The 9,993-nt window shown below is 38.8% G+C and carries 6 protein-coding genes, 1 tRNA gene and 1 pseudogene; all 8 read right to left on the bottom strand.

Annotated features, from left to right (window positions below; translation table 11 throughout):
- Positions 1–7: 7 nt before the first annotated feature.
- Positions 8–1,624, bottom strand: coding sequence for an ABC transporter substrate-binding protein (locus K6G87_RS18955; protein WP_296840797.1), 1,617 nt, complete (start codon positions 1,622–1,624; stop codon positions 8–10).
- A gap of 68 nt (positions 1,625–1,692) precedes the next feature.
- Complete coding sequence (locus K6G87_RS18950; RefSeq protein WP_296840796.1) at positions 1,693–2,607, bottom strand: carbohydrate ABC transporter permease; 915 nt, start codon at positions 2,605–2,607, stop codon at positions 1,693–1,695.
- 19 nt (positions 2,608–2,626) lie between these two features.
- Positions 2,627–3,571, bottom strand: a complete 945-nt coding sequence (locus K6G87_RS18945; RefSeq protein ID WP_296840795.1) for an ABC transporter permease — start codon at positions 3,569–3,571, stop codon at positions 2,627–2,629.
- A 427-nt stretch (positions 3,572–3,998) separates the two neighbouring features.
- Positions 3,999–4,072, bottom strand: a tRNA-Arg gene (locus K6G87_RS18940).
- Between the two features lie 185 nt (positions 4,073–4,257).
- A complete protein-coding gene (locus K6G87_RS18935) occupies positions 4,258–5,430 on the bottom strand; it encodes a response regulator (RefSeq protein ID WP_296840793.1) in 1,173 nt (390 codons plus the stop codon).
- Between the two features lie 207 nt (positions 5,431–5,637).
- Complete coding sequence (locus tag K6G87_RS18930; RefSeq protein ID WP_296840792.1) at positions 5,638–8,178, bottom strand: DUF342 domain-containing protein; 2,541 nt, start codon at positions 8,176–8,178, stop codon at positions 5,638–5,640.
- A gap of 238 nt (positions 8,179–8,416) precedes the next feature.
- On the bottom strand, positions 8,417–9,511 hold the full coding sequence (mtnA, locus tag K6G87_RS18925; RefSeq protein WP_296840790.1) for an S-methyl-5-thioribose-1-phosphate isomerase: 1,095 nt from the start codon (positions 9,509–9,511) through the stop codon (positions 8,417–8,419).
- Between the two features lie 190 nt (positions 9,512–9,701).
- A pseudogene (locus tag K6G87_RS18920) lies at positions 9,702–9,993 on the bottom strand (carboxypeptidase M32); the annotation flags it as partial.

Here is a 9,993-nt window from a genome sequence, read left to right as displayed (position 1 = left end):
ATGGATATTAGTTAGCTGCCTTCCAAGCTTCGTACTGCTTCTGAGCTTCTGCAAGAACATCCTGGTATCCTGCATCATCAAGCTTCTGCTGATACTCTGCGATGATATCTGCTACCTGATCTGAGCCATAAGCACCCATTTCAAGAGAGTTACCATACTCTGTGAAGAGGTTTACACAAGCTGAGTACTGAGCATCTACTGAGCTGTGGTCGAAACGGAATCCGTTAGCAACTGTTCCTGATGCACCGTTGTTGAATGTATCATAGAGCTCTACCTTGTCAGAAGGCTCACCAACTTCAAGTGTTACAGCCTTAACTGATGTTGACTCCCAAGGGCTGTGGTTGTATGTAGCTGTTCCTGCTGTTCTGTCTACAAGTCCATCTGTAAGAACATAATCTGTACCTTCAATACCATATGTATAGAGGTTAGCTACTGTATTATCTGTATAAAGGTATCCAAGGAAATCTACGCAAGCTGCTGCTACTTCAGGTGATGACTGAGCTGATACTGCGAAGCATGATCCAAGAGTTGTTGTTGAACGGCCCCAGTTCTGTGTAACCTGTGCGAAATGCTCAGCCTGGTTGCCATCACGTCCTTCAGACTCTTCGTTGTTAGGAACTGCTGTCCACCAGTTGAACAGCCAATCCTGTGTCTGAGCTGTCTGAGTTGTTACAACGCCGCCGATCTCATCATCAACATTGATGTAACCCTTCTCGCCCCATTCAGCAATGAGTGTGCAGTACTCAAGATACTCATCTGTCTGAAGTGTATTAACAAGTTCATTAGTCTCCTGATCAACACCAATCTGTGACATAAGAGAATTGTCTACGAAATCATACTTATCAAGGTAGAATCTGTAGAACATAGGTGTGTTAGCAAAGATAAATGGATATTTGATACCTGCGTCAAGAGCTTCCTGAAGGTAAGGCTCAAGGGCTTTAAGACGTGAATATGTATCGCTTTCTCCTTCGATTGCCTTTACAATTGCTTCAGGATCTTCGCCGATAGCTTCTACATTAGAATCAAGCATCTTGATCATGTAGCCTTCAGCACCTTCCTTATATACAGGAACGAACATATCCTTGCCGTCATAACGTGCTGACTCCCAGAACCATTCAGGCATTGAATCCCAAAGTGTTGTACCTGGAAGAAGATCTGTAAGATCATATGCTGCATTAGAATTATAAAGATCGTTAGTACCTATTGTAGCCCACCAGTTAGCTGTCCAGAGAAGATCAACCTCTCCGCCTGCAAGTGCCATGTTAGCCTTATCTCCATACTCACCGTTCATGATATCATGAATATCAATTGTGTATGTAGCGCCAAGTTCTGCAAGACGAGCATTGATAGCATCTTCAACTGCCTGAACTTCATCTTCATCTACAGATCCTGTATTATAAGTACATCTGTAGAGTCTTATTACTGTTCCATCACCTGAGCTTGCAGTATCTGTAGAACCGCTTGCATCAGTAGAAGTTCCCGATCCATCAGTTGTCTCTGTTTCGCCTGTTGTCTGTGTTCCATCAGTTGTGCCTGAGCCACCACAACCTGCAAGCATCATTGTTGCCATTGTTGCTGAGAACATACAAGCTAAAGCTCTCTTTGTTAATTCATTTCTTCTCATAAAAACCTCCCTCTTTAGAAAAATGGTTTATTATATCCAGGGGACATCCCCCTAAACACCTTAGAAATTTAACCCTTAACAGAACCTACAGTAAGACCCTTTACAAAGTATTTCTGGAAGAAAGGATATGCTATGATAACAGGTCCTATAACTACGATAACTGTTGCCATTGTTGATGAATATTTAGGTATTGAACCTCCCATAGCCTGAAGAACTGCTGATGGGATATTCTTGTTATTGAGCATTGTCTCAATTGACTTCTGAATGTTTATAAGAAGAAGCTGCAATGGCTTTTTGGAATTACTCTCAATATACAGATAAGCATTCTGCCAGTCATTCCAGTATGCAGTAGCCATCATAAATCCTACAGCCGCAAGTGAAGGCTTCATAAGAGGAAGAGTGATCTGGAAAAATGTCCTGTACTCTCCAGCTCCGTCGATTCTTGCTGCATCCATGAGTTCTTCAGGAATACTGTTCTGGATATAGGTCCTTAAGATAATTACATTCATCGTCGTTACACACAGCGGTAGAATAAGAAGCAGCAGGCTGTCCTTAAGATTATACTGTGATGTGAAGATGATGTAGTTAGAAAGCTGACCTCCGTTAAAAAGCATTGGTATAAGAAGGTAAACTGATAAAGCTTTTCTAAGTCTGAACTCCGGTCTTGAAAGTGAGTAAGCAAACATACTCATTACAAGAAGTCCTACAAGTGTACCAACAAGTGTTATAAAAATTGTCACACCATATGATGTACGCAGCTGCTCACCATATTTAAGTACCGCATTCATACCTGATAAAGAGAACTCTTTAGGAAAATAGGTAAAACCTGTAGTCTCAATCTCTTTTTCAGCAGTAAATGCTGAAATCACAACAAGTATGATTGGAAGTGCGCAAAACGCTGTATATAAAAACAAAAACAGGAATAAGATATACTGCCCGATTCCGGGTTTACTTGCACTCTTTAATTTTTTTGCTCTAGCCATTTCTATTCTCCCCCTCTAATCAGAATAATGAGTTATCAGGTGCAATCTTTTTAACTATTCCGTTAGCCAAAAGCATGAGCAAAAGACCCACTATAGACTGGAAGAATGTTGTTGCAGCTGTAAATCCGAAGTTTGAATTCTTCATGATCGCATTAAGTACATAAGAATCGATAACCTGTGTTGTCTCATAAAGAATACCTGTGTTTCTTGTTACCTGATAGAAAAGACCTGTGTCAGAATGCATGATTCCGCCAACTGACAGAAGAAGCATTACTGTGATCATAGGAATAAGTGAAGGAAGTGTTACATGCTTAATCTGCTGCCACTTGCTTGCACCGTCGATTGAAGCCGCTTCATAAAGTGAAGTATCAATTCCGGCAAGTACCGACATATAAAGGACTGATCCATAACCTACGCCATTCCACATTTTAACTATTGTCAGTATGTATGGCCAATACTTAGCAGTTCTGTAAAAAGGAATCTTACCTCCAAGAAGGTTATTGATGATACCAGTTCCTGAGCTTAAATATGCCATTACGATAAACTGTACTGCTGCATATGATACGAATACAGGTATGATCATGATAGTCTGCATTGTCTTACCAACTCTCTTGAATGCAAACTGATCGATCGCAATGGCAAGAACAACATTGAGGAACTGTCCAAGAGCTGTAAATATCACATAGTACATAAGTGTATTTCTTGTGATTCTGATGAAATCATTCTTGGATTGAAGAAGGAATTTAAAATTCTCAATTCCATTCCAGGGACTGAACCATATGCCTTTGGTGTAATCAAAAGATTTGAATGCAAGTACAAGACCTGCCATAGGAACATAATTAAAGAAAAACAGAATAAGTACTGCCGGAAGCGCAAGAACAAGATAGGCGTGATGCTTGAAAACATTGTGCCAGAATCCATCGTTCTTTCCGCTCAGCTCGGTGGTTTTAGGTTTAGAACTCATTTCATAATCCCCCTCGTTTAGAATAAAGCAATAGAAAAGCTTTCGAAAACCAATGACTTAATATAACTTAATCGTTTTCGTAATTTAAATATACATCATATTACCTAGAATTGCAATATATTTTTGCCTATTTATAGTCATTTTATTTGTTTTTTGACGGATAATCTCTGTACTTTTTGTGCTATATAACAAATAACTGACGCATATCTAAATTAAGTGCATAAATAGATACTATATAAGTCATATACGGTATTACGTATTTAGGCTATATAAAAGCCTATTTTAAAGGCTTACAGAGGAATTCAAAAAGATTATTTAGAGATTTTCGAACGAAAAGAATGCGTAAACGTTTTCGTATATTCTAAATTATTTTATATATTTTAAAACAAAAGAAAAAGCAGATTTCGAAAGAAATCTGCTTTTAAAATGTGAGTGACAAGATTCGAACTCGCGACCTTCTGGTCCGTAGCCAGACGCTCTATCCAGCTGAGCTACACTCACATAATATTTAGTTTTGCTTTTGCAACTGCATCAGCAACGGATATTATATTAGTACAATTAAGATCTTTTGTCAACAAAATTACTGATTTTTTTCAAAAATCGTTTTTGTGTTAAGGTATTATCCTATTATCGTATTATGCCTGCAAGCATCGCAGAGAATCACCAAAAATGAACTGATTACAGTTTTAGTCATCATCCTCATAATCGTCATCTTCGCCGTTTACAGCTTTATTATCTTCTGCTTCCTGCATCTTGGTCCTTATATAAGCATTATTCATTTCAAGCTTGGCTTCTCTGAAGCAGTTAATAAGCTTTGGATTGAACACACCACATTCTCCGTTGACTATCATTCCAAATGCCTTGTCCATTGAATATGCAGCCTTATATACACGTTCGCTTATAAGGGCATCATAAACATCAGACAGACCTGTCAACTGAGCTGCCATCGATATTTCATCCCCTTTAAGACCATCAGGATATCCGTTTCCATCGAACTTTTCATGGTGATGCCTGCATATATCATAACTGTACTCAAAATATTCTTTGTCCTGAATATCAGCGAGCATTCTGATAATATCACATCCTCTTGTAGTATGTGACTTCATAACTTCAAACTCATCTCTTGTAAGTCTTCCGGGTTTTAGAAGAATATTGTCCGGGATGGTTATCTTTCCAATGTCATGCATGGCAGATGCAGAAGCCATAACCTCTATCTGATGATCAGTAATACTATACTCAGGGTACATGTTCATCACATACTTGCCCAGAATGGAAACAAAGTCATGTATTCGTCTTAAATGATATCCTGATTCGAGATTACGAAACTCAACAATCGTACATATCTTTTCAACGATCATCGCGTTATTCTTCTTCAGAACTTCCTGCTGCTTCTGAAGCTGCTGGAATTGCGCTCTAAGAAGCTTGGTCTGACTGTTTACCTGATCTTCAAGATGCCTTTTGGACATAAGTATCTCTATTGAACGGCTGACCTTCTTTTGTACGATAAGAGCATCAAAAGGCTTGCATATAACATCAACAACGCCATGTTCATAGCATTTTCTCTCTGTCTCTATTGATGTATCACTTGTGATCATTATTACTGGTATCTTATCAACAAGTTTGACCTTATTAATTTCGACAAGCACAGAAAATCCATCCATCTCGGGCATATTAATGTCGAGAAGGATAGCACTTAGAAAAGCTCTGCTCTTAACGACCATCTCAATTGCTGTCTTACCATTATCCGCTTCAAGGATAGTATAATCATCCTTAAAGATTTCCTTTAAGACATCACGATTGATCTCTGAGTCATCTACTATAAGAATTGTTGGTTTGCTTCCAGCATTTTCTTCAGCCATGTGTTCACCTGTGATCTGAATATGATAAATGTAAAAGGATCTGTTCTTTTGCCTTATAAAGTCTGCAAATGATGACCATTATATTATTCGGCAGATTAGTGCATTACATTAACTGCGACTTATGTGTTAGTTTCTAAAGACAAGACAAGGTGCCTGGGCCATATTTAATGCACGGAATATTTTGGCAGGATCATATAAGAAATAATATTACTTCTGATAGATAATTCCGCCCTTTTCTTCCTTGGTACTTGAAATCTGAAGCTGCTTGCCATCAATTATAAGAAGCACGCCCGCATAAACTGTGCTTCTTGCTTTAATGCTGGCTCCTCTAACTTTAAGCATCTGATTATTAATATCTTCCATTTTTTCTTCATAGCCTACAAGCTCTTTTTCCTTAGAGCTTACTGCCATATTGATCTTAACCTTCCACTGAAGCTGTTCACGTGTATTAAGATCAGCTGTGCCTACACGCTTTTGCTCCTTGGAGAAGGTATCAAGCTCTGATTTGGTCTTCTCAATAACTCTTTTTACATTATTATATTCATTAAGAAGAGCTGATGTTACTCCGACTCTTACGATAGTCTTAATAGAACTGTCGCTTCCAAGCTTGGCTGCGTTTATACCCATCTGAGTAGATACGTCGCCGCCTATTATGGCGCCTTCATCGCCGTATACCATTACGCTTCCTCTAATATCTGCATTACAATAGATCATGCCATTGCAAAATACAGATTTGCCAACATCAAGAGTAAGATTCTGAAGGTATCTGGCATATATATTACCGTCTGTCTTTACAGAAGCTTTACGGTCAAGGCCATTACATCCGCTTCTAAAGACTATATCGCCTTCTGCTTCTATTGTAGCGCCTTCTGCATATCCATCTATTATGACATCGCCCTGAGCCTTTATAACAGACTTTGCAGGAACTTCTCCTTTAACCCAGACTGTTCCTACAAAATCAATGGACAAGGGTCTCTTACTATCTTCTATTTCCATGAGCGGACTTATTATCATCTCGCCATCTGTAAATCTTATTCCGCCTGATACAGTAGCACAGTAAGTTTTATGGTCAGGCATGACCATAAAGCCTCTGCCTTTAAGAACAGGCATATCTCGTCCGTTCTTGCCAGGAAGTGTAATATTCTTTATAGTCTTTCCATCGGAGCCATGGATAGCCGGATGATATACAGCAAGCTTCTGTCCTACTGTTACCGTATCAAAATATCTTACATTATCGAAGTTAGCTGATCCATCTTTGGTAAATTCTATTTCTGTTGGAACTTTTCTGTCAAAAAAGTATTCATAATATCCATCTTTACCAAAAGTTGGGCCATAACCTTCCGCAACAAGCTTTTTCTCTTCATACTTCTCATTACCTATCATGTCCAGAATGACATCTTTTTTGATGCCAAAGGTTATATTAGCTTTACCGAGAAGTTCAAGCACAAATTCTAGAGTATACTTTCCGTTATTCTTAAGCCTAGGCAAAGTAAGGTATGCTTTGAGACCGTCCGGAGTCATCTGAAGATAATGTCTCTTTTCTTTCTCAGAGCCGTCAAAAGTTTTATACTTACTTGCGTTATTATCATTGTCAACAGAAACCCTTCCATCTCTGCTTTCTACATCATCTTCAAATCTTAGGCTTCTGGAATCGGCAACGCCGGCATCTTCACCCTTTTCAAGCCTTTGTCTTATCTCTTTCATATCCCTTGCAGAATTGATCATGCTGGAATATTTAGATACGTCAACTCCTGATTCAAGGCCTTTTCTTATTTCATGCATCTGGCGAGGCTGATAGAGGGGCTTTGCATACTCACTTACATCAACATTTTTTTCAAGTCCGCGCCTTATCTCCCTCATCTGCTGCCAGTTAAACTCATGATCAGCATAAAGAGAAACATCAAGACCTTCCTCAAGGCCCTTTCTTATCTCCCTGAGATTCTCACCGCGAATTTCCACATCAAGATACTTATCAAAGTCGTCAAGATGCTTTTCTCTTGCCTTAATTATCTGTTCAAGCTGGTCTTCGTCAAATCCCTGTTTAATATAATCAGATATATCAACCTGACGTACATGCGCCTCTTTCATCTGGCGAAGTACACCAACAGAATTTGAAACTATCTCTTCCGTAGTAAGACTAAGGCCTGATTTCATGCATTCTCTGGCCTCACTCATCTTCATAGGCGGAATAGAAGGCTTTGCATAAGCTGCTATATCTACATTATCAACAAGTCCAAGCCTTATTTCCTTCATTTGAGAAGCATCAAATGCAGGATCTTTATAAAAAATAACAGGAAGGTCTGCTTCAAGTCCAAGTCTTATCTCGTGCATCTGCTCGCCAAGATATTCTTTTTTGGTGTACTCTGCAACATTTATGCCATTAATTAGTCCCTGCCTTATCTCGGATACCTGGGATAGATCATAGCCATCTTTCCTGAATTTGGTCATGTCAATATTCTGCTCCATTTCAAGGCGCAGTTCTTCCATAAGCATCCACGGCATGGACGAGTTCATATATCTTGAAACATCAACCCCTGATTCAAGACCTTTGCGCACTTCAACAAGCTGGTTGTAATCCAGCTTCTTGCTCCTAATAACCTCTGGGTCACCACCTGCTTTCCTGCACAGTTCAAGCTCTTTGTCATACTCTATCGCCTGAGCCTGTTCAAGTGCCTTCTGCGCTTCAAGGGCAGCTTCATCCATCGTTTCTTCAGTTGTAAGATCTATAGCCAGCTTTTCGTTATCCATAATGGTCCTCTGACTTAAATGGTACTTTTGAAGCAACGTAAAAAAATCTACACTATGTGTTATACAAATATATCGGCTATTAATTTATGTTTATTGAGTTTAATAATTCAAACTTCGCAAATATAAAATTCTACCTTACCTGCGTTTAGATTCTCCTGGCTCATTACTAAAGCATCTCACTATCTTAGTAAAAAAAGCTTCCGGAAGCAGGCATATCATCTGCTACCGGAAGCTTTTATCATCTTTTATACTTATCGAACATTTCTTTTATAGACTTATCATATGGTGCTTTTAGAACACCGTATTCTGTTACTATACCAGTTATAAGCGAGTTATCTGTTACGTCAAATGCAGGATTATAAACCTTTACGCCTTTAGGTGCCATACGCTTTTTATACCACATTTCCGTTACTTCTTCAGGTTTTCTCTGCTCTATTACTATGTCATCACCTGTCTTTGTATTTATATCAATTGTAGATGTCGGAGCGCATACGTAAAAAGGTATACCATAATGCTTTGCGACTGTTGCAACAACACTTGTACCTATCTTGTTGGCTGCATCTCCGTTAGCAGCTACTCTGTCACATCCTACAAATACAGCCTGAACCTTGCCTGTCTTCATGATCGAAGCTGACATATTGTCGCAGATAACAGTTGTATCTATACCTGCAGAATGAAGCTCATAAGCTGTAAGCCTTGCCCCCTGCAAAAGTGGCCTTGTCTCATCACAATATACATGGAAATTGTAGCCTCTTTCATGGCCCAAATATATAGGAGCTGTTGCTGTTCCATATTTGCAGGTAGCAAGCTGACCTGCATTACAGTGAGTTAATATTCCATCTCCCTTTTGCACAAGAGTAAGTCCATTTTCTCCGATCTTCTTGCAGACTTCTATGTCTTCAGCTTTAATAGCTTCTGACTCGTCATGCATTACTTTAATAACAGCTTCCTTGTCAAAAGAGCTTCCGCTTCTCTCTTTTTCTTCGATAAAAGAAACAGCTTTTTGCTCCATTCTTTCAAGCGCCCAGGAAAGGTTAACTGCTGTGGGACGGGAGCTGTTTAGATAGTCTTTATTCTTTTTAAGTTCACTTAAAAATTCTTCTTTGGATGTAGCAGAGCTTTTTTTCATAAGAAGATATATACCAAATCCGGCACATACGCCTATAGCAGGAGCTCCTCTTACCTGAAGAAGGTATATGGCATTCCATATCTCTTCTCCTGTCTTTAAATCTATAAGCTTTGTTTCTCCCGGCAGAAGTGTCTGATCTATTATGACGATAGCATCACGCTCATCTGCAAGAGCAACTGTTTCATAGTCTAGTATACTTTTCATGATATTTTTCCTTTGTTTGATATATTTCTATATTGGATCTATTTCTTTAGCTGATTTACTTTTTTAGATGATTCACTTTTTACTGATCATATTTTGAATATTTTTTATCTGATCTTTTTCTGACCATTATTCTGATCTTTTATCCAAATATTCTTTTATTAAAATATTATCATGTATTATCAGCCGATTCTTATAAGTTATATAGCTTTGTATATTTATCCTCAAGATAATCAAGATAGTAGTTAACATCAAAAGGCTTGCCTGTAGCCTTTAACATGATCTCATCCGCATTATATCTGCAGCCGTATCTGTGTATATGTTCACGGAGCCACCCTTCTATATCGACATATCTGCCATCTCTTAAGTACTCATCAACATCTATATCCTTCCTCATAGCATCCATGAACTGGGCAGAGAAGGCTGAGCCAAGAGCATAAGTCGGGAAGTAGCCAAAAGAAGCATCAGACCAGTGCACATCCTGA

The sequence above is a fragment of the Butyrivibrio sp. genome (genome assembly GCF_024699075.1).
Note: the sequence above shows the minus strand (reverse complement) of the source record. Positions and strands in the feature narration are given on the sequence as shown.

Coding starts and splice junctions, on each gene's coding strand:
- K6G87_RS18955 (WP_296840797.1), bottom strand. CDS start 1,624: ATGAGAAGAAATGAATTAACAAAGAGAGCTTTAGCTTGTATGTTCTCA.
- mtnA (WP_296840790.1), bottom strand. CDS start 9,511: ATGAAAAGTATACTAGACTATGAAACAGTTGCTCTTGCAGATGAGCGT.
- K6G87_RS18930 (WP_296840792.1), bottom strand. CDS start 8,178: ATGGATAACGAAAAGCTGGCTATAGATCTTACAACTGAAGAAACGATG.
- K6G87_RS18945 (WP_296840795.1), bottom strand. CDS start 3,571: ATGAGTTCTAAACCTAAAACCACCGAGCTGAGCGGAAAGAACGATGGA.
- K6G87_RS18935 (WP_296840793.1), bottom strand. CDS start 5,430: ATGGCTGAAGAAAATGCTGGAAGCAAACCAACAATTCTTATAGTAGAT.
- K6G87_RS18950 (WP_296840796.1), bottom strand. CDS start 2,607: ATGGCTAGAGCAAAAAAATTAAAGAGTGCAAGTAAACCCGGAATCGGG.